Annotated in this window: 16 protein-coding genes and 1 tRNA gene; 9 read left to right on the top strand and 8 right to left on the bottom strand. The window is 60.6% G+C overall.

What is annotated here, in order from left to right; all coding sequences use genetic code 11:
- Together DWW51_RS01290 and DWW51_RS01285 are read right to left on the bottom strand one after the other, a co-directional pair.
- Nucleotides 1–789: a hypothetical protein gene (locus DWW51_RS01290; RefSeq protein WP_117773112.1), complete on the bottom strand. Its 789-nt coding sequence runs from the start codon at nucleotides 787–789 to the stop codon at nucleotides 1–3.
- Nucleotides 789–1,661: a methylenetetrahydrofolate reductase gene (locus DWW51_RS01285; protein ID WP_117773110.1), complete on the bottom strand. Its 873-nt coding sequence runs from the start codon at nucleotides 1,659–1,661 to the stop codon at nucleotides 789–791. The genes DWW51_RS01290 and DWW51_RS01285 overlap by 1 nt, the downstream gene beginning before the upstream one ends.
- A gap of 426 nt (nucleotides 1,662–2,087) precedes the next feature.
- Between DWW51_RS01285 and DWW51_RS01280 the strand changes: the two genes are divergently transcribed.
- Nucleotides 2,088–4,175: a glutamine synthetase III gene (locus tag DWW51_RS01280; protein ID WP_117628890.1), complete on the top strand. Its 2,088-nt coding sequence runs from the start codon at nucleotides 2,088–2,090 to the stop codon at nucleotides 4,173–4,175.
- A 208-nt stretch (nucleotides 4,176–4,383) separates the two neighbouring features.
- On the opposite strand, the gene DWW51_RS01275 is transcribed toward DWW51_RS01280, so the two are convergent.
- The 4 genes from DWW51_RS01275 to DWW51_RS01260 form a co-directional block, all read right to left on the bottom strand.
- Nucleotides 4,384–4,460, bottom strand: a tRNA-Glu gene (locus DWW51_RS01275).
- Between the two features lie 291 nt (nucleotides 4,461–4,751).
- Entirely contained in the window at nucleotides 4,752–6,929 is a 2,178-nt protein-coding gene (locus DWW51_RS10330; protein WP_231501536.1) for a MurT ligase domain-containing protein, read from the bottom strand.
- Between the two features lie 45 nt (nucleotides 6,930–6,974).
- Nucleotides 6,975–8,018 carry a hypothetical protein gene (locus DWW51_RS01265; RefSeq protein ID WP_117773108.1) on the bottom strand — a complete coding sequence of 348 codons (1,044 nt, stop codon included), beginning with the start codon at nucleotides 8,016–8,018 and terminating at the stop codon, nucleotides 6,975–6,977.
- Nucleotides 8,018–9,094, bottom strand: coding sequence for a hypothetical protein (locus DWW51_RS01260; protein WP_117773106.1), 1,077 nt, complete (start codon nucleotides 9,092–9,094; stop codon nucleotides 8,018–8,020). The genes DWW51_RS01265 and DWW51_RS01260 overlap by 1 nt, the downstream gene beginning before the upstream one ends.
- Before the next feature lie 500 nt (nucleotides 9,095–9,594).
- Here DWW51_RS01260 and DWW51_RS01255 point away from each other — a divergent pair, with 500 nt between their 5' ends.
- The 6 genes from DWW51_RS01255 (at nucleotide 9,595) to DWW51_RS01230 (ending at nucleotide 16,208) form a co-directional block, all read left to right on the top strand.
- A complete protein-coding gene (locus tag DWW51_RS01255; RefSeq protein WP_117583326.1) occupies nucleotides 9,595–10,818 on the top strand; it encodes an iron-containing alcohol dehydrogenase in 1,224 nt (407 codons plus the stop codon).
- 83 nt (nucleotides 10,819–10,901) lie between these two features.
- Nucleotides 10,902–12,002 (top strand): glycerol dehydrogenase, encoded by a 1,101-nt coding sequence (locus tag DWW51_RS01250; RefSeq protein ID WP_117773104.1) that lies wholly within the window; start codon nucleotides 10,902–10,904, stop codon nucleotides 12,000–12,002.
- 147 nt (nucleotides 12,003–12,149) lie between these two features.
- The gene (locus tag DWW51_RS01245) at nucleotides 12,150–13,217 is read left to right on the top strand and encodes a glycerol dehydrogenase (protein ID WP_117773102.1); all 1,068 of its coding nucleotides are present in this window, start codon (nucleotides 12,150–12,152) and stop codon (nucleotides 13,215–13,217) included.
- A 151-nt stretch (nucleotides 13,218–13,368) separates the two neighbouring features.
- Entirely contained in the window at nucleotides 13,369–14,622 is a 1,254-nt protein-coding gene (locus tag DWW51_RS01240; protein ID WP_117773100.1) for a 4Fe-4S binding protein, read from the top strand.
- Between the two features lie 114 nt (nucleotides 14,623–14,736).
- Nucleotides 14,737–15,813: a redox-regulated ATPase YchF gene (gene ychF, locus DWW51_RS01235; RefSeq protein WP_117655222.1), complete on the top strand. Its 1,077-nt coding sequence runs from the start codon at nucleotides 14,737–14,739 to the stop codon at nucleotides 15,811–15,813.
- An 11-nt stretch (nucleotides 15,814–15,824) separates the two neighbouring features.
- Entirely contained in the window at nucleotides 15,825–16,208 is a 384-nt protein-coding gene (locus tag DWW51_RS01230; RefSeq protein WP_117773098.1) for a DUF1648 domain-containing protein, read from the top strand.
- A 9-nt stretch (nucleotides 16,209–16,217) separates the two neighbouring features.
- On the opposite strand, the gene DWW51_RS01225 is transcribed toward DWW51_RS01230, so the two are convergent.
- Nucleotides 16,218–16,607 carry a hypothetical protein gene (locus tag DWW51_RS01225; RefSeq protein WP_117773096.1) on the bottom strand — a complete coding sequence of 130 codons (390 nt, stop codon included), beginning with the start codon at nucleotides 16,605–16,607 and terminating at the stop codon, nucleotides 16,218–16,220.
- Nucleotides 16,608–16,683: 76 nt separating this feature from the next.
- On the opposite strand from DWW51_RS01225, the gene DWW51_RS10470 reads away from it, so the two are divergent.
- Entirely contained in the window at nucleotides 16,684–16,902 is a 219-nt protein-coding gene (locus DWW51_RS10470) for a helix-turn-helix domain-containing protein (protein WP_035136926.1), read from the top strand.
- Nucleotides 16,903–16,924: 22 nt separating this feature from the next.
- Here DWW51_RS10470 and DWW51_RS01215 read toward each other — a convergent pair whose 3' ends face one another.
- Nucleotides 16,925–17,938, bottom strand: a complete 1,014-nt coding sequence (locus DWW51_RS01215) for an asparaginase (protein WP_055309953.1) — start codon at nucleotides 17,936–17,938, stop codon at nucleotides 16,925–16,927.
- Between the two features lie 267 nt (nucleotides 17,939–18,205).
- Between DWW51_RS01215 and guaA the strand changes: the two genes are divergently transcribed.
- On the top strand, nucleotides 18,206–19,804 hold the full coding sequence (guaA, locus tag DWW51_RS01210) for a glutamine-hydrolyzing GMP synthase (protein ID WP_117773094.1): 1,599 nt from the start codon (nucleotides 18,206–18,208) through the stop codon (nucleotides 19,802–19,804).
- Nucleotides 19,805–19,920: the final 116 nt, after the last annotated feature.

Below are 19,920 nucleotides of genomic sequence, written 5' to 3'. Positions count from 1 at the left end.
CTAATGGCTGGAATAGCAGGTGGTGTGGGCGGCGCGGAAGCGACAGTGCTCGCGCATGCGGCAGATATTGCAGGTGGGGCGGCTCTGGGCGTCGTGGACCTCGCCGTCGAACAGACCGATCACCGCGGTCACGCTCTTGGTGGGCATGAGCAGGCTGGTGGGCGTGACGGTAAGCCCGATGAGCCGCGTGGCGTTGAGCGCGTCCACGATTGAGCGCTGTGCCGTAAGCGGGCAGTCGCCGTAGCCGGGACTGAAGCGCCAGTTACCGGCGAGTCCGTGTGCGGCGGCCGCAGCCTTAACCTGCTGGTCCATCTGCTCGACGGCGGCTTCTACATAGGCAGAGCATGCGGCGTCGAGCACGGCTCCCTCCAGGGGCTGCTGGGCTCCCGTGGTACGCAGGCGACGCTCGGCGTCCATGCCGAGAGTGCATGCCATGAGCGCGGCAAATCGGGCGTCTTTGAGATGTCGATAGATATCGCGACCCCGCAGATCAACGTTGGCGCCGACCAAGCGGATGCAGGGCTCGCCCTGCTCGTCCACGCCCGTGGCATCGACGGCAAACACGCGTCGCACGCCACGGGGTTCAATGTCCAGCTCCAGACGCTCAACGACAAGCTCAATACGCTGCGACAGCTCGGGCTCAATTTGCTGACCGCTGTAGCCCAGATAGCGCAGCATCTCGGCACGATCGACGCGGGGATGGTGGGCATCATCGATACGATAAAGCGCCGGCGACGCAAGGTCGGCCGGCACTTCGACAGCGGTTGTATCGATGTGCGGTTTTTCCATTACCCCAGGCGCTCCATAATGGTTGCGGCGATTGCAGGACGATTCATAGTGTACAGGTGCAGACCGTCGGCGCCGTGCTCCTTAAGGTCGCAAAGCTGACGGGCGGCATAATCTACACCGGCTGCCTGCAGGCTCTCGGGGTCGTTCTCGTACTTGGCGAGAATCTTGATGACGGGGGAGGGCAGCGACGCGCCGCACATAAAGACCATGCGGCTGATTTGCGACTTGCCCATAAACGGCATGATGCCCGCGGTAATGGGCACGGTGATACCTGCCTTGTTGGCAAGCTCGCGGAAACGGTAGAAGCACTCGTTGTCAAAGAAGAGCTGCGTCACAAAGAAGCTCGCGCCGGCGTCCTGTTTTTGCTTGAGGTATTCGACCGAAGCGTTGAGGTCCTCACAGGCAATGTGGCCCTCGGGGTAGGCCGCGGCGCCCACACAAAAGCCGGCGTCAACAAGCTCGGGGATGAGCTCGCGGGCGTAGGCGTAGTCCGAGGCGGGCTTGTCATCCTCGGTCGCGCCAGCGGGCAGATCACCGCGCAGGGCCAGGATGTTTTCTACGCCGGCGGAGCGGTATTCGTCGATCTTGGCGGCGATATCGGCGTGCGAGCGGCCCACGCAGGTGAGGTGCGCCACCGAGGGCGTATTGAATTCGCTCGTAATCATTTGCGCGATGGGGGCGGTGGTGGCGCCGTTGCCCGAGCCGCCGGCAGAGCAGGTGACCGAGACAAAGCTCGGCGAAAGCTTGCACAGATTGCCTGCCACCTCGCGAGCCGTGTTGAGGGTAAGCTCGCCCTTGGGCGGGAACATCTCAAACGAAACGGGTGCGGTGCCCTGGGATGCTGCCTGCTTAAAAACCTCGTCGACGCGCATATCGTGCTCCTTTAGATACGTAATAGTGTGATGTGTTGTAAGGATTCTACAGCACCACTGTGTCACGGTGGAGTTTCACTCGCTATTCGGGGATACCAATCAAAGATGCCTTGCTATCGACATTCCCTATAGCAGAGCGGTCAATCTGGGATGGGGCTATAAAGACTGGTATCTGATGCGAAATACCAGTTAATAGAGCCCCATCCCAAATTGACTACCCTTAAACCATGGGGAGAGGTCTGCAATTTATACAGTTGATTGGCTGTTGAGGGCGGCAACGCCGCCGCGATGCGGTAACCTCATTGATTGGTTTCGTGACAGCAACATAACGGTAATGTTGCGGAAACACGACGAGCCTAATCTATGACTCGTTCGTTAGTAATCAACACCGCTTCTCACGCGGTGCCGATACGAAGGGAGTTCCGTATGGCCGAACTTACTGACCGCTTCGGGACCATGGTGTTCTCTGAGGAAGTCATGAAGGACTACCTCCCCAAGGACATTTGGAAGCGCCTTGCTGCAACCCTCGAGGACGGTGAGCCGCTCGACCTGGATGTGGCCAACGCCGTTGCCCACGCCATGAAGGTCTGGGCCATCTCCAAGGGCGCGACGCACTACGCGCACTGGTTCCAGCCGCTTTCGGGCATTACTTCCGAGAAGCACGACAGCTTCCTCGAGCCCAACCACGACGGCACCGCCATTACCAAGTTTACGGGCAAGAACCTCATCCAGGGCGAGCCGGACGCCTCCAGCTTCCCCAACGGCGGCCTGCGTGCCACCTTCGAGGCCCGTGGCTACACCGCTTGGGATCCCACCAGCCCCGCATTCATTAAGGACGATGTCCTGTGCATCCCCACGGCTTTTTGCTCCTACACGGGCGAGGCCCTGGACAAGAAGACCCCGCTGCTGCGCTCCATGACCGCACTCTCGCGTGAGTCCAAGCGCGTTTTGGCGCTGTTTGGTAAGACCCCCAAGAAGGTCGTTCCTTCCGTGGGCGATGAGCAGGAGTACTTCCTGATCAAGAAGGACGCTTACCGCAAGCGCAGGGACCTGGTCATCACCGGGCGCACCCTCTTTGGTGCTGCTCCCTGCAAGGGCCAGGAGCTCGAGGAGCACTACTTTGGCGCTATCCGCCCCACCGTCTCGTCCTATATGAAGGACCTGGACGATGAACTGTGGGCGCTTGGCATTCCTGCCAAGACCAAGCACAACGAGGTCGCTCCCTGCCAGCATGAGCTCGCCCCTGTCTACGGCGAGGTCAACGAGGCCATCGACCAGAATCTGGTCATGATGGAGAAGATGAAGCTCATCGCCTCCCGTCACGACTTGGTCTGCCTGCTGCACGAGAAGCCCTTTGAGGGCATCAACGGTTCGGGCAAGCACAACAACTGGTCGCTTGGCACCGAGTCCGAGAACCTGCTCGACCCGGGCGACACCCCGCTCGACAACCTGCAGTTCATCGTCTTCCTCACCGCGGTGATCGAGGCCGTCGATAACTATCAGGAGCTCCTGCGTGCCTCCGTTGCCTCGGCCGGCAACGATCATCGTCTGGGCGCCAACGAGGCTCCTCCGGCGATTATGTCCATCTTCCTGGGCGACCAGCTTACCGAGGTTGTCGAGAAGATCATCGATGGCAAGGCTTCCGTCCATGCCACGCGCGGCGTGCTTGACTTGGGCGCCGATACCCTGCCCAAACTGATGCAGGACAACACCGACCGCAACCGCACCTCCCCGTTCGCCTTCACCGGCAACAAGTTCGAGTTCCGTGCCTGCGGCTCCGAGCAAAACGTTTCCGACTCCAACCTGGTGCTCGATGCTGCCGTGGCCAAGTCGCTCAAGTCTTTCGCCGACGCACTCGAGGGTACGCCCGAGGATAAGTTCCAGGACGCCGCGCTCGAGTACTGCAAGAAGGTGCTGACCGATCACCAGCGCATCCTGTTCTCCGGCGACGGTTACTCCGACGAGTGGCCCATCGAGGCCGAGAAGCGCGGCCTTGCCAACAACAAGACCACGGCCGACGCTCTTCCCGCCTTTGTTTCCGATAAGGCCATTGCGCTCTTTGAGGAGACGGGCGTCCTGACCAAGGCCGAGGCCCAGTGCCGCTATGACTGCAAGCTCGAGAAGTACAACAAGCTCATGAACATCGAGGCTACCACGATGGTTCGCGAGGCGCGTCGTACCTATCGCCCGGTCATTACCGCCTATGCCACCAAGGTCGCTAAGGGCCTTGAGACTATTCGTGCCGCCGGTGCTGAGGCCGCCATGCAGTGCGAGCAGAACACGCTCAACAAGCTCTGCAACGGTATCACCGCCATCAACGACTCCATCAAGGCGCTCGACGCCGTACATCAGAAGGCCGAGGCTCTCGATGGCCAGGAGCAGGCCAACGTATACGCGCACGAGGTCGTTCCCGCTATGGATACGCTGCGTGCCGCCGTGGACGCAATGGAGGAGATCGTGGCCGCCGACTACTGGCCGGTTCCGACCTACGACGACATTCTGTTCTATGTGTAACAGACACGTTTGATTTTGCGTGCGAAGGGGTCTCGCCTGTGCGAGGTCCCTTCTTTTTTGTCGCCACTGGCGAAGACGGCAGAGGTTCTTGGCTGATTTGGCGCACATTTGGCGCACATTTGGCGCGCATGCGCCGAAACGAAAACAGCCAAGACAAAAAAACGAACCCGCACGACTTAACATCGCACAGGTTCGCACATTTTCGGGTTGGTGCCCCCAGCGGGATTCGAACCCGCGATATCCACCTTGAAAGGGTGGCGTCCTTGGCCGCTAGACGATGGGGACAGCGGGAAAGAGTATAGCAGACTTTTCTATCCGTTCACAAATCGTTGGCAGATTGAAAAACCACCACACAGGAGTGGGTTTCTATTCCGATTTTCAAATATCTCAATCTGTAACATCTGGGCGGGCAAATCGGCTCTATCTGTTACAGATCGAGACAGACGGCGGCAGTCGGGGCGAACATCTCAATCTGTAACAGTAAGATGACTTTTAACGGTCTAAATGTTACAGATCGAGACAAACTACCGTGGCGGGTCGAAACCACCACAAAGGTGCCTGTCCACTTTGTGATGGTTAGGGGAGGAGCTTCATCGCGGCGTCGTGGGCGACGTGCTCGTAGGTGTCGTCGAGGGGCTTGAGCGGCAGCAGGGCGGCGGCCTGTGCGTCGCCACGGCGCTCAAGGGCGTGGGCGATGAGCCAGTCGGCGAGCTCGGGGTTCTTGGGTAGCGCTGGTCCGTGCAGGTACGTGCCGATGACTCCCTTGTAGATCAGACCCTCAAATCCATCGTCGCCGTTGTTGCCGGTGCCCGTGACGACGGACGTTCCGAGCGGCGTGGCATCGGCGTCCAAAAGCGTGCGGCCACCGTGGTTCTCGAATCCCACAAAGGGCTCGGGTGCCAGGTCGGTCTTGACGGCGACGTTGCCGATCAGGCGGTCGGAGCCGCGTACGGTCTCGGCGGCAATGACGCCCAGGCCCTCTATGCGATTTTCGCCCATATAGTACGAACGGCCGAGCAGCTGATAGCTGCCGCAGATGGCGAGCAGCGAACCGCCGTCCTCAACATAGGCTGCGACCTTGTCTTTTTGGGCGAGCAGCTCGTGTGCCACGGCTAGCTGGTCGCGATCGGATCCGCCGCCCATCATGACGATATCGGCATCATGCAGATCGAGCACCTCGCCCATGCGGACCTCATCCACGCGAACGGGGATGCCGCGCCAGGCGCAGCGGCGCTCGAGGGCGATGACGTTGCCGCCGTCGCCATAGAGGTTGAGGGCATCGGGATACAGGTAGACGATGCGCAGCGGGCGCGAGAGCTCGACTGGCGCGATACCGACAGGAAGAGCGCTGCCGTCGGCACGGACTGCGGCGCGGGCAGCAACCGTGGCTGCATCGGCACCCTTCAGCCCGTCGAGTTCTTTGACCAGCGGCGGGAAGGCCGTGTAGTTGGCGACGGCGTAGAAGGTGTCATCGGCGGCCTCGTCTGCCATGGCGCCAATTGCCTGCGCGACGTCCGAGATAATCGCGGCATCGATGCCGGCGTACTTGAGGCGCACCTGCATGTCGTGCGCGCGCGTGCCGCCGGCAAAGGCGACAAGACCCGGCGTGTCGGCGATGCGCTCAAAGTCGACGTCGTAGATCCACGATACATCGTGGCCGTCGGCGTCGTTGTCGTTGAGGAAGAAAGCGCAGAGTCTGCCGCCTGCCGTCTTGATGGACTGGATCTGGCGATCGAAGCCTACGGGATTCTTGGCCAGGTTGGCCTCGACGGTTCGGCCGGCGATATTCCAACGGCCCATGCGACCACCTGCCGGCACGTAGGCGTCGAGCGTGGGCTGCAGGCGTGCGGTGTCCACGCCCAGCTCGTGGGCGGCGAAGAAGGCGGCGGCGACGTTATAGACCATGTACAGGCCGTTGTAGCGCGTGGCGATGTGCACGGCGGGCGCGTTGGCCTCGGGTCCAAAGGCCAGGTCAAAGCCGTAACCGTCGCAGCCGAGTTCCACGCCCGTCACGCGACGGACAAGCGCAGGGCGGGCCCAGCCGCACGAGGGGCAATGGTAGGCGCCGAGTTGACCATACTGTACGTAGTCGTACTCCAACGGGGCGTTGCACTGCGAGCAAAAGCGCGAGTCGCTAATGCGGTCGGACTCGGTGCCCGTGGCGCCATCGATGCCAAAGGCAATACTCGCGTTGGGAACGCGCGCGGCAATCGAGGCGCACAGCGGGTCGTCGGCGTTGTAGATGAGCGTCGTTGCCGGCGAAAGCTCCAACGCGTGGGCGATGACCTCCTGGGTGTGATCGATCTCGCCATAGCGATCTAGCTGGTCACGGAACAGGTTGAGCAGCACGAAGTACGTCGGCTTGAGCTTGGGCAGGACGCGCACAGTGTAGAGCTCATCGCATTCAAAAACGCCTACGCGCTTGCTGCTGGCGGTTCGCTTAAGGTTGCCGCGGGCCTCGAGCAGAGCGCCCACCACACCAGGCTCCATATTGTTGCCGGCACGGTTGCACACCACGGTAGCACCGCTGGCAGCAACGGCGTCGGCGATGAGGTTGGAGGTGGTGGTCTTGCCGTTGGTGCCGGTGATCACCACGCTGCGGTCGACCAGGCTCGCGAGGTCGCTTAGCAGCTCGGGGTCGATCTTCATGGCGATGCGGCCGGGGAGTACGCCGCCCTGGCGCTTAAGGACGGAGCGCAGCCCCCAGCGGGCGATATCGCTCGAGGCACAGGCGAGAGATGAGCGGAAGTTCATGAAGCCGTTCCTAACGTGAATGACATGGTCGTGGCGTTTGCGCCGTTAAAAGCCGTAACGGCGCGCAAATTCCTGGGCAAGCTGCGATACATCTTCGCAGGCGTTGGCCCAGGGGGCAAAGTCGGGGGTGTCCGAGATGATGCCGTCGGCTTCCCAAACTGCCTGATGCGAAAGGTCCCAGGGGTCGTGCGGTTCGGGCCGGCAGGGAAGGTACGGTGTCTGATACATGGGGTTCAGCAAAAAGAACGCGCCGCCCTCGCAACGGTTAGCGAACTCACGCAGCGCGCGCGTCGCCGGGCGCATCTTGTTTGTTTTGAACAGCAGAATCGTGCGGGCGAGCAGGTACCAAGGAGAGTTTTCGAGTGCGTCTGCCCCCATCTGTTCCTCGAGCTGGTGGGCTAGGGCAAAAAAGCCGTCCTGGTCTTCCAGGCGAGCGAGAGCGAGCAACACGGTGCCGGCAGCTCGGGTGGGATAGCCTTCTGCCTTAAGGACGCGGCGGGCGTAGTTGGCAGCAGCGCGGTAGCGGGCGCTTGCCATGCACAGCTGCGAGATGGCCTCGAGTGTGTGGAGCCACCCGATAAGGGCCGGCTCGCTCACGGTAAGGTCCGCTGCGGTGACACCGTCGGCCAAAACATTATTGGCCCAGTAGTGTGGGGCCTCCATGTCGAACCCGGGCACGCTTTGCCGCAGGTAATCGGTCGTGGTCGCTTCGAGCTTCATCAGGTCGCCCAGGCAGGCGTCGACGGGTGTGTCCGCCAAAATGATGGCGAGCAGCTGGGCATCGACCGCCAGCGCATCGACGCGAACGATCTTGAGCAGCTCATCGCGCATATCGTCGAACAGGCGGTTGCGCGTCTGCTCAAACTCCTCGTCGCTGCCCATGTCCTCGATGCGATGGAGCTCGTCGAGCAAATGACGATGCACGCCGGCATAGGAAAGCAGCGCCTGCGCATGCTCGGTCTGCGCGTACTTTTGAGGGCTGACGCTCACGTCGTTATGGACAAGTTCGCGTGCTGCATCGGTGAGTTCGGGGTGCGACGCAACGTAGGCGCGCTCCAGGTAGGCGGGGATGTAGACGCTCGGATCCATTAGAGGTCTCCTCCCTTAAACGGCAGGCCCTGCTCGGCCGCCCGCAGGATGCGCTCGTCGATCTGGGAACGCACGATATCGTTGGTGGCGACCCAGGCGGCGAAGCCGGCGTTGTCGGGGGCGCCCAAGCCCTCCTGCAGTACCGGCGTCGCCTCGGACAGCGCAAGGACAAGCTCGTCGGTAGAGCCCACACCCACGTTGACGCGGGCATAGACGCCATCGGGAAACTCGGTTTGGAAGTAGAGTGCCTCGGCCGCGTGCGGGCACGAGCGTGCAAGGATGCGCAAGTAGTGCTCGGCACCCTCGTAGTCCAGCTCGCGCCAGGCTGCGCTCATCAGTGCGATGAGCGTCCACGGGTCCAAGTCGCGCTCCGCGTCCTTGGGACGACGACGCAGCGGCGTGTTGGCGAGATAGGGGACGGAGTGGGCAGAGCGAAAGCGCTTGAGCTCCTCGGCAGGGTATTCGAGCTTCGCCATGGCGAGCATCGCGGTGTGGCGGACGCCGGCCGGATCGTTGGGGGCAAAGTCGAGGCTGCGGTTTGCAGCTTCGAGCGACATGCGATAGCGTCCGCTAATGAGGGCGCGCGATGCAAGGGCGGCAAGCCAGCGCAGGTAGGGGCGGCGCATAAGGTCGCCCGCGGCCTCGCGCTCATAGGGGTCCTGCGCCGAGGCGATCTTGAACGCCAGGTCATGCTCGACTTCATCGCGCTTGGATACCAGGTACTGTACGTATTCCTCGTTGGAGTCGGCGGTGAGGGCCGTCAGCATGCGCTGGGCATCCCAGTTGGTCGGATCGAGCGCGGCGGCCTCGCGAAGCATGTTCTCGGCAGCGGCCTCTTCCTGCTCGGCTTGGGCATCGTCGGGGATAAAGGGAATGCGGTAGTCGACAGCCTCGACCACCTTGGCAATCAGATGTCCGGCGCGGTCGCGATCATGCACGATGAGCGGCGCGGGGTTGCGGGTGAATTGTTCCATCAGACGCTCTACGGCGGTGCCATCGGTGAGCGGGATATTGTCGCGGCGCAAGGCCTCAAGAACGAGGCGATGGCAATCCTCTTGAATGGGATCGAATGCCATGGGGCCTCCTTTGCTGCGGTTAGGGTTCAAATGTCTCTATATAAGGTTCTAGTTTACCCGCATGTGGCACACCGGGGGTGTCGCACTTGGACTTGCACCTTTGCACCACGAAGACGGATGTCGCACAAATGTCGGCACCTTGGACGACCGAGTGGTATCACGGTGCCGCAAACGGTCGATTTTCGGCGGCGAACGGTGCATATTTTGGAGGGGCACCGTCCTGCCCGGGATATGTGGTCAACCTTGATAAAACGTTTGCCCAGCTTGGGGGTATGGATGCTGCACAAGGGTCTTCAGGGATAGAAAAAACGTTTCATCATTGGTAACTTTGGATGAATAACTGACCAACCAGAACGGTAAAATAATGTTTGTCTGAGCGTTGAGACGTTTAGACATCGCGCATTGTCATCGCCGGCAACGCGCAAAACGGTCCTAACGGAGCCAATTGGGTGCTCCGTTATATACACAAGTCTAAGAGGGGCTTGTTTAGGAGGCACAGTATGGGACGTTTTACCAATCCTCGCGATCTGTACTTTGGTGAGGGCGCTCGCCACGAGGTGAAGAACCTCAAGGGCAAGAAGGCCATCATCGTTTCTGGCGGCAGCTCTATGCGCCGTGGCGGGTTCTTGCAGGACGTTGAGGCCGACCTTAAGGAAGGCGGTTTCGAGGTCAAGCTGTTCGAGGGCGTCGAGTCCGATCCGTCCATCGAGACGGTCATGAAGGGCGCCGAGGCCATGCGCGAGTTCGAGCCCGACTGGATTATCGCCATCGGCGGCGGCTCGCCCATCGATGCCGCTAAGGCCATGTGGGTCTTCTACGAGTATCCCGAGGAGTCCTTCGATAACATCATCCAGCCGTTCAGCTTCCCTGAGCTGCGTCAGAAGGCTCACTTCTGCGCCATCTCCTCTACCTCCGGTACCGCTACCGAGGTTACCGCCTTCTCCGTCATCACCGACTACGCCAAGGGCATCAAGTACCCGCTGGCCGACTTCAACATCACCCCTGATGTCGCCATCGTCGACCCCGAGCTCACCTACACCATGCCCGCCAAGCTGTGCGCTCACACCGGCATGGACGCTCTGACCCACTGCATGGAGGCCTACGTTTCCACCTGCGCCTCTATGTTCACCGATGCCAACGCCCTGCACGGCATCCGCGAGATTGTTGAGTGGCTGCCCAAGTCCTATGCTGGCGACCACGAGGCCCGTCAGCACATGCACGAGGCTCAGTGCATCGCCGGTATCGCCTTCTCCTCGGGTCTGCTCGGCATCGTTCACTCCATGGCTCACAAGACCGGTGCTGCCTTCGAGAACGGCCACATCATCCACGGTGCTGCTAACGCTATGTACCTGGGCAAGGTCATCCAGTGGAACTCCAAGGATCCCCGTGCTGCCGAGCGTTACGCTTACGTGGCCAAGGAGATCCTGCACCTTCCCGGCGAGACCAACGAGGAGCTTATCGCTGCGCTCGTCCAGAAGATCCGCGACCTCAACGACCAGCTCAACATTCCGCAGTCCATCAAGGATTACGCGAATGGTGGCGTGAAGGTCGACGCCGAGAACCCGCAGATGGTTTCCGAGGAGGAGTTCCTCGCCAAGCTGCCCGAGATCGCTGCGAACGCCGAGACCGACGCCTGCACGCCCGAGAACCCGCGTGAGACCAAGGCTGCCGACTTCGAGAAGATCCTCAAGGCCTGCTACTACGACACCGACATCGATTTCTAATCGACTCTTGTTATCGTAACGAGGGGCTCCGCACGTATCCGTACGGAGCCCCTTTCTTTTTTCTTTTAGAGAATGGGATAGTTATGGCTGCAATTTTCAATAGCCCCAGCAAGTACATCCAGGGTCCGGACGAGCTCGCCAAGCTCGGCTCCTATGTCGAGCCGCTCGGCGCTAAGGCCCTCGTCATCGTGACGCCTTCGGGCAAGAAGCGCGTCGGTGCCAAGATCGAGGGTGGTTTTGCCGAGGCTAAGGCCGAGCTGCTGTTTGAGGACTTTAACGGCGAGTGCTCCAAGGGCGAGGTCGATCGCCTGGTTGCGCTCGCTCGCGACAACGGTTGCGACATCATCGTCGGCGTCGGTGGCGGCAAGATCCTCGACACCGCGAAGGCCGTCGCCTATTACCTGGAGTCCCCGGTTATCATTTGCCCCACCATTGCTTCGACCGATGCCCCGTGTTCGGCACTTTCGGTGCTCTACACCGACGATGGCCAGTTCGATAAATATCTCTTCCTTAAGGCAAGCCCCAACATTGTCCTGATGGATACGACGGTTATCGCGGCGAGCCCGGTGCGCCTGACGGTTTCCGGTATGGGCGATGCGCTCGCAACCTACTTTGAGGCCCAGGCGACGCATGATGCCGACGGTGGCACCTGTGCTGGCGGCAAGGGCGGCATGGCCGGTCTGGCGCTCGCCAAGCTCTGCTACGAGACGCTTATGGCCGATGGCGTCAAGGCCAAGGTCGCGCTGGAGAAGGGTGCGCTCACGCCTGCCGTCGAGCATATCATCGAGGCCAATACGCTGCTTTCGGGCATTGGCTTTGAGAGCTCGGGCCTTGCTGCTGCTCATGCCATCCACAATGGTCTGACGATGCTGCCCGAGTGCCACGGCATGTATCACGGCGAGAAGGTCGCCTTTGGCACCATCGTTCAGCTGGTACTCGAGGATGCTCCGACTGAGAAACTCGAGGAAGTCTTGGGCTTCTGCATTGAGCTGGGCCTGCCGGTCACGATGAAGGAACTTGGCGTTGCCGAGCTTACGCGCGAGCAGGCTATGATTGTTGCCGAGGCCGCCTGCGCGCCCGATGACACCATGTGCAACATGCCGTTTGAGGTGACGCCCGAGATGGTCGCAAACGCCATCCTGGGTGCCGACGCGCTGGGCCACTACTATCTCATGGATGAGTAAATCAAGCTAAGGAAGGGGCAAAGCCAACAGATGGCTTTGCCCCTTTTTGCTATGGTGCAAACTAACCTGACCCCATCGCACCAAGTTGGTGCAAAGGGGTCAGGTTAGTTTGCACCAATCGTTGTTTGATGAAGGGCGGATTCTCGTATGGCGCTTCCTATGGTTTATGGCGGTCCCGGCCGGTATGTTCAGGGGCCGGGCGAAATTTCGCGTCAGGGCAGGTATTTGTCATGGTTGGGCTGCGCTGCCTATGTCTTGTTTGACCAGGGCACCGAGGATCGGCTGTGCAGGCAGATCGTCGATGGATTTCTGGATGAAGATCTAAGCGAGCCGTTCTTTAAGATTTACAACGGTCCGTGTACGGAAGATGCCGTTGTCGAAATGGCCAAGGAAGCCCAGGCCGAGTATTGCGACATGGTGGTGGGCATTGGCGGCGGCAAGATGCTCGATATCGCAAAGGCCGTTGCGTTTTATGCTGAGCTGCCGTTGTGTGTATGCCCCACGGCGGCCTCAATGGATGGTCCGTGCAGCGCGATTTCGGTGTTGTATCACGAGGATGGGTCGTTCGACCGCTACCTGATGCTCGAGAAGAATCCAGACCTGGTCGTGGTCGATACCAACGTGGTCGCGGCGGCCCCACTGCGTATGACGGTCGCTGGTATGGGCGATGCGCTGGCAACGTACTTCGAGGCGCGTTCGTGCGCCGCGGCGCACGGCGCCAACGAGCACGGTGGCGCGCCGGGGCACTTGGCACTGGTCGCGGCACGTGCCTGCTACGACACGCTTATGGAATGTGGCATCGCCGCTAAGCGTGACCTCAAGAAGGGTCGAATAACGCCGGCGGTTGAGCGCCTGATCGAGTGCAATATTCTGCTTTCGGGTGTCGGCTTTGAGAGCGGTGGTTTGGCGTTGGCTCATGCCATCGCCAACGGTCTGACGATTCTGCCCGAGTGCAAGGCCATGCACGGCGAGGCCGTGGCGTTTGGTCTGGTGGTCCAGCTTCGTCTGGAGCGTGCGCCCGAGCTTGAACAGGTGCTCGAGTTTTGTCAGCGCGTCGGTCTGCCGACGACGCTCGAGGAGCTGGGCCTTGGCGAGATTTCCGATGCCGACCTGATGAGCGTTGCGGATGCGGCCTTTAGAAACGAACGCAATATGGCCAACGAGCAGGCCAAGGTGACCAAGCAAAAGCTCGTCGAGCTCATGCGCGAGGCATAGCTTGGCGCTTGATCGACCTTGTGCAATCGGGGCGGCGATAGGCCATAGGCTATTTGCCGCAAAGGTGCTCCGCGTGTAATTTGCCCGAGGCACGGGCCGATAGCGTATCATTATCTCTTGCTTGTTTGCACTGCTCAGGGAGGGGCCGCGCATGGCGCAGGAACACGATCTATTTGATGACATTATCGAGATCAGCAAGGGTTTCGACTTTCTTAAAAACCCGCTTGGCGGCGTGACCGATGCGCTCGATCCGTCGGCGCCGCAGTGGAATCCTGCCGACTACAAGGAGCGTCCGCGCGGCAACACGATTCCGTGTCTGACCTGCAAAAACGAAAAGAGCGGCTGCACCGCGTGCATGGACGTGTGCCCGGTCAACGCCATCGAGGTCGAGGAAGACGCCATCGAGATCCTCGATACCTGCCGCAAGTGCGGCCTGTGCGCTGCCGCCTGTCCGACTGAGGCGATTATTTCGCCGCGTCTGGCGCCCAAAAACCTGTATGACGACATTGTCTCGGCAGCTACGAGCCACGAGACCGCCTACGTCACCTGCACGCGCGCCCTTAAGCGCATGCCGCGCGAGAACGAGGTCGTCGTTGCCTGCGTGGGCGATATTACGGCCGAGACCTGGTTCTCGGTACTGGCGGACTATCCCAACGTGAGTGTGTACCTGCCGTTGGGCGTGTGCGATAAATGCCGCAACACCGGCGGTGAGGACATTCTGGGCGAGGCCATCGCTACCGCCGAGGAGTGGGCCGGTACGGGCATGGGCCTGGAGGTCGACCCAAAGAGCCTCAAATGTCATAAGCGCCGCGAGTACGAGCGCAAGGAGTACATGGAAAAGATCGCCCGCACCACGGGCCTTACCGTGACAAAGCTCAATCCGGCAACGGCGGCACTGGCCTCGGTGACGCAGAAGCTCAAAGCCCATCGCCATCAGATTACCCAGTTGGAGCGTACGCTCAACACCATGTGCGGCACCACGACGACCAAGCGTCGCCGTTCGCTCACGCACGGGCGGCAGCTGGTGCTCTCGACGCTGCAAAACCACCCCGAGCTTGCCCAGAACATGCGGGTGAGCACGCCGGAGTGCGATTTTGACAAGTGCACGTCGTGTGGCGAGTGCGTCAACGTATGCCCCACGTTTGCCTGCGATCTGGTGGGAAGCGGCCGCTTTGCACTGGAATCCACGTATTGCCTGGGTTGCGGAGCCTGCGTCAAGGTGTGCCCCGAGCATGCGCTCAAGTTAGTTAAGCATGACGCGTCCAATCTGGTCGTCGTCGATCCCGAAGCCGAGGAAAAGGCCGCCCAGAAGGCGAAGGCTCACGAAGAAGCTGAGAAGGTCAAGGCCGAGGCAAAGGCCAAGCTTGACAAGATGCTCGACCAGGTGGAAAAGCTCGCGGACTAGTCAGCGACCTCTATCTCTGCTTCATTCGTGCCGCCGTGGCGTCCGGGTTCACCCAGATGCTGCGGCGGCGCTATACTTATGCAGTTTAAAATGCTTGTACCAAAAGGAGCTGTCGTGTCCCTTTCCATCGGTATCGTGGGCCTGCCCAACGTAGGCAAGTCGACGCTGTTCACCGCGCTTACCAAAAAGACCGGCCTTGCCGCCAACTACCCGTTCGCCACGATCGACCCCAACGTGGGTATCGTCGATGTGCCCGATAGCCGCCTGCAAAAGCTCGCCGACATCGTTAACCCCGGCCGCATTGTGCCGGCTACGGTCGAGTTTGTCGACATCGCTGGCCTGGTGAAGGGTGCCAACGAGGGCGAGGGCCTGGGCAACCAGTTTTTGGCAAACATCCGCGAGACCGATGCCATCTGCGAGGTCGTGCGCTACTTTAAGGACCCCAACGTCATGCGTGAGGTGGGCCGCACGGGCGAGTTCGTCGATCCCGCCGGTGACGCCGATACCATCATGACCGAGCTCATCCTGGCCGACATGGGCACGCTCGAGAAGCAGCTGCCCAAGCTCGAGAAGGAGGCCAAGCGCGACAAGGAACTCATGCCCAAGTTTGAGGTTGCCAAGCGTCTGCTTGCCTGGCTCAACGAGGGCAAGCGCGCCGCATCCATGGAGATGACCGACGAGGAGCGTGCCGCCGCCAAGGGCCTGTTCCTGCTCACCATGAAGCCCATCCTGTATGTGGCAAACGTGGACGAGGATATGCTCAACGACGATCTGGCGCCCATCGATGGCGTCAAGCCGTTGCCCATCTGCGCCAAGATCGAGGCTGAGCTTTCTGAGCTCGATCCCGAGGATGCGGCCGACTACCTGGAGAGCTTGGGCCTGGAGCAGCCCGGCCTGGACGTGCTCGCGCAGGCAGCCTACAAGCTGCTCGGCCTGCAGTCGTTCTTTACGGCCGGCGAGATGGAGGTCAAGGCCTGGACGGTTCGTCAGGGCGCGACCGCCCCGCAGGCCGCCGGCGTCATCCACACCGACTTTGAGCGCGGCTTTATTAAGGCCGAGGTCATTGGCTACGACGACTACATCGAGCTCGGCGGCGAGCAGGGCGCCAAGGCCGCCGGCAAGCTGCGTATTGAGGGCAAAGAGTATGTCATGGCCGATGGCGACGTCGTGCACTTCCGCTTTAACGTGTAAGGACGACGCATATGTTTAAATATGGCAAAAAAGCTGGCTACATGGGTATTGCGTTGCTCGTACTTGCGGTGATTCCGCTGGTGGTCGCAGCGTGTGTTATCCCCAACATTGGTCCCGAGGTGGCAACAAAGTTTAATGCCGCCGGCGAGGTGACGCGCTGGGGCAAGAGCTACGAGTTGCTGGCACTGCCGGTGCTCAACCTGCTGCTGAGCGTGGCGACATACTTTACGGCAGGACGCCAGGCAAAGAACAATGAGGACTCCGCCGCCATGGCGCGCATCGTGTGCGAGCGCTACCTGCGAAACGGCTGCATCACGGGTGTGTTCCTCAACGTGGTTAACGTTTACTTTATGTACTCGGCGATTACCGGAACGGGCTTTGGCCTAGGCTTTTAGCTTGCGCCTTTAGGCAACGAGCCTGCACGCATATTCAATGGCTGCTGCGAGGCCGCCGCTCGATCGTGGTTTAAAGACCATATCGGCGGCGGCCTCGTTTTCGTATCCAGCGCCGCGAAGGGCGAGTGCGATACCGGCTTCCAGGAGAAGGGGCAGACCGCGTTGGCTGGTTGCGATTACGGCAGCCTGATTGAGCGAGCGGCTGTGCGCTTGGCATTGGATGGCAAGTTCGCCTTGCGCCGGGCAAGGGACCAGAACGGCGGCGACGCGACTTGATAGCAATGCAAATGCTGTGCGCTCATCGGGCGAAAGACATTCTGCTTCAACGACGACGAGCTTGGGCGGTGCGCTGTTTGTGCGAAGCGTGGCTCGGTACGTGCGGACCGAAGAACCCGACATAGAAAACTCCTGTGTATTCGGCAAAACGTAAACTATAGTTTACGTTTATGTTCGGCTCCATTTCAAACTCGTCTGCATGGACGAACGTGCTAAACAGATTCTTGGCAGGCGGGTCGAAGAGACACGCAGGGACCTTGGTATCTCCAAGGTTGATTTTTGTGTGGCGACAGGAATCAGCCGACCCTACCTCGACCGAATCGAAGATGGGACGGCAAATTTCACGCTCAAGGTTCTATTTAAGATCGCGCCCGCCCTTGGCATGACGGTGTCAGAGCTTCTCGAGGGTATCGAATAGGGGATACTCGTCGACAACTGAATTACGCCATCGGGATGCGGTCGTGGTTGACTTGGCTGTAGAACAGGCGCTGGATCTCTGCCGCATCACGTGACTGGCCGAGCGCCCACATGGTCTTGGCCACGAGCGTCTCGGTGGTCATGTCGTCGCCGCGCAAAATGCCCGGATGATCGGCGTAGGCACGGCCGACCTCATAAACACCCAGGTCAAGGCCCTCTTCGGGGACCTGCGTGGTCATAACGACGGTGCGGCCCGAATCGACCCAGCGGAAAATCGCCTCTTGGAACGACTCGCCCGACTCGCCAAACTCGGGGATACCGCCAATGCCAAAGGTCTCCAGGATTACAGCATCGTAGCTGTCGGCAAGGGCGTCCAGGATACCCGGGTTCACGCCAGGCGTTAGCTTAAGGACAAATACGCGCGGGTCGATGCTGTCGTAGAAACGCACCGGGTTTTCGCCCTGATGCGTGCCGTGAAGCCCGTTGCGCACGATGCGGTCGTTGCGGATATAGGCGATAGGCGGATAGTTGACGCTAATGAACGCGTTAAAGCTCATGGTGCGCTGTTTGCGGGCGCGCGTGCCGGCAATGGCTACGCCGCCAAACACGATTGAGACGTCGTGCGAGTGCTCGTCGAGCGCATAAAGCAGGCTCTGGTACAGGTTGAGCTTGGCGTCGGTAAAGGGATTGCCCATGGGCTTTTGCGAGCCGGTGAGTACGATGGGCTTGGGGCTGTCCTGAATCAGGTAGGAAAGCGCCGCCGCGGTGTAGCTCATGGTGTCGGTGCCGTGCAGAATCACGAAGCCGTCGTGGTCGGCATAACCCTCGACGATGACGTCGCGGATACGCATCCAGTCACTGGGGCGCATATTGGTGCTGTCGATGTTCATGGGCTGCACCACGTCGAGCTCGCAGAGGCCCGAGATCTCGGGGACGCTCTGGGCGAGTTCCTCACCGGTCAGGGCGGGGGAGAGGCCGTTGCCGTCCTCGGTCGATGCGATGGTGCCGCCCGTGGCGATGAGAAGGATGCGCTTCATGCTGGTATTCCTATCGTATTTGCCGCCGCAGAGGCGGAGTCGTTCGGCAGTATTGTGGCACAGGGCGTCCAATGTTCAAACGTAATACATCATCTGTAACGTTTAGTAACACTTCAATTGCCGTCAAATAAGGGCCCAGGTCGTGCGTTTGCCGTGCGCTGATGGCTGCGAGGGACGAGAAACCCCATATAACGTGTACACTATGAAAGTTATTTTCGTTCATTCACGCGGGTGGGCACCGGCTCCCCGCCAACAGGAGGGGAAACCATGGATCAAAAGGCTTCCGCAAAGGTCCTCGTACTCGACTTTGGTGCGCAGTACGGTCAGCTCATTGCCCGTCGCGTCCGCGACCTCAACGTGTATTCCGAGATTGTCCCCTGCGACATCTCGGCCGACGAGATTCGCGAGATGAACGCCTCTGCGCTCATCCTTTCCGGCGGCCCGGCTTCTGTGTATGCCGAGGACGCTCCGTCCATCGACCCCGCCATCTTTGACCTGGGCCTTCCCGTCCTGGGCTTTTGCTACGGCCATCAGATCACGGCCGTGACGCTCGGCGGCAAGGTCGGTCACTCCGAGGTGGGCGAGTACGGCCGCGCCACTATTACGCGCGCTGCCGGCGCCAAGCTCTTTAACTCCACGCCCATGGAGCAGACCGTGTGGATGAGCCACCGCGACGCCGTGTCCGAGGTGCCCGAGGGCTTTACCGTTACCGCCAGCACCGACGTGTGCCCGGTTGCCGCCATGGAGTGCGTCGAGCGCAAAATCTTCACCACGCAGTTCCACCCCGAGGTCAAGCATTCCGAGTACGGTCAGCAGCTGCTGAGCAACTTCCTGTTTGAGATCTGCGGCCTGGAGCCCAACTGGAGCATGGACAACCTGGTCGAGACCATGACGGCCGAGTTTCGCGAGAAGGTCGGCGACGACCGCGTGATTCTGGCCCTGTCCGGTGGCGTCGACTCCTCCGTCGTGGCTGCGCTGGGCGCTCGCGCCGTGGGCAAGCAGATGACCTGCGTGTTCATCAACCACGGTCTGCTGCGCAAGGGTGAGCCTGAGCAGGTGGAGGAGGTCTTCACCAAGCAGTTTGACGTCGACTTTATTCACGTCCACGCCGAGGACCGTTATGCCGAGCTTCTGGCCGGCGTGACCGAGCCCGAGGAGAAGCGCCGCATCATCGGTACGCAGTTCTGGAAAGAGTTCTTCGCCGTGGCGCAGCAGCTCGAGACCGATGGCAAGCCGGTCAAGTACCTGGCTCAGGGCACCATCTACCCCGACATCATCGAGTCTGGCGCTCGCAAGACGGGCGGCAAGACGGCCACCATCAAGAGTCATCACAACCTGATCCCGTTCCCCGAGGGTGTGCACTTCGACCTTATTGAGCCGCTCGATCACTTCTTTAAGGACGAGGTCCGCGCGCTTGGTTTGGCACTTGGCCTGCCGGGTCATATCGTGTTCCGCCAGCCTTTCCCGGGCCCGGGTCTGGCCATCCGCATCATCGGCGCGGTCGACAAGGAGAAGCTCGAGATCCTCAAGAATGCCGACGCCATCGTGCGCGAGGAGCTCGATGCCTACAACCAGCGCCTGTTTGAGCAGACCGGCGAGCGCAACTCCGAGCACAGCTGCTGGCAGTATTTTGCGGTCCTGCCCGACATCAAGTCCGTCGGCGTTATGGGCGACGAGCGCACCTATCAGCGCCCGATCATCTTGCGCGCCGTGGAGTCCAGCGACGCCATGACCGCCGACTGGGCCAAGCTGCCCTACGACGTCCTGGCCCGCATCTCCGGCCGCATCGTTGCCGAGGTTCCCGGCGCCAACCGCGTGTGCTATGACATTACGTCCAAGCCGCCCGCGACGATCGAGTGGGAATAGAACAGGCGTTCGATAAAATAATATAGTATTAGATAGCGGGCACGGTTTCAATCGAATCCGTGTCCGCTGCTGTATGTGTGTCCTTGCACGCCCAATATGTGCCGTAAAAGCCGTCT

Origin of the sequence: Collinsella sp. AF15-51 (assembly GCF_003462845.1) — a bacterium.
GTDB lineage: Bacteria > Actinomycetota > Coriobacteriia > Coriobacteriales > Coriobacteriaceae > Collinsella.
Note: the sequence above shows the minus strand (reverse complement) of the source record. Positions and strands in the feature narration are given on the sequence as shown.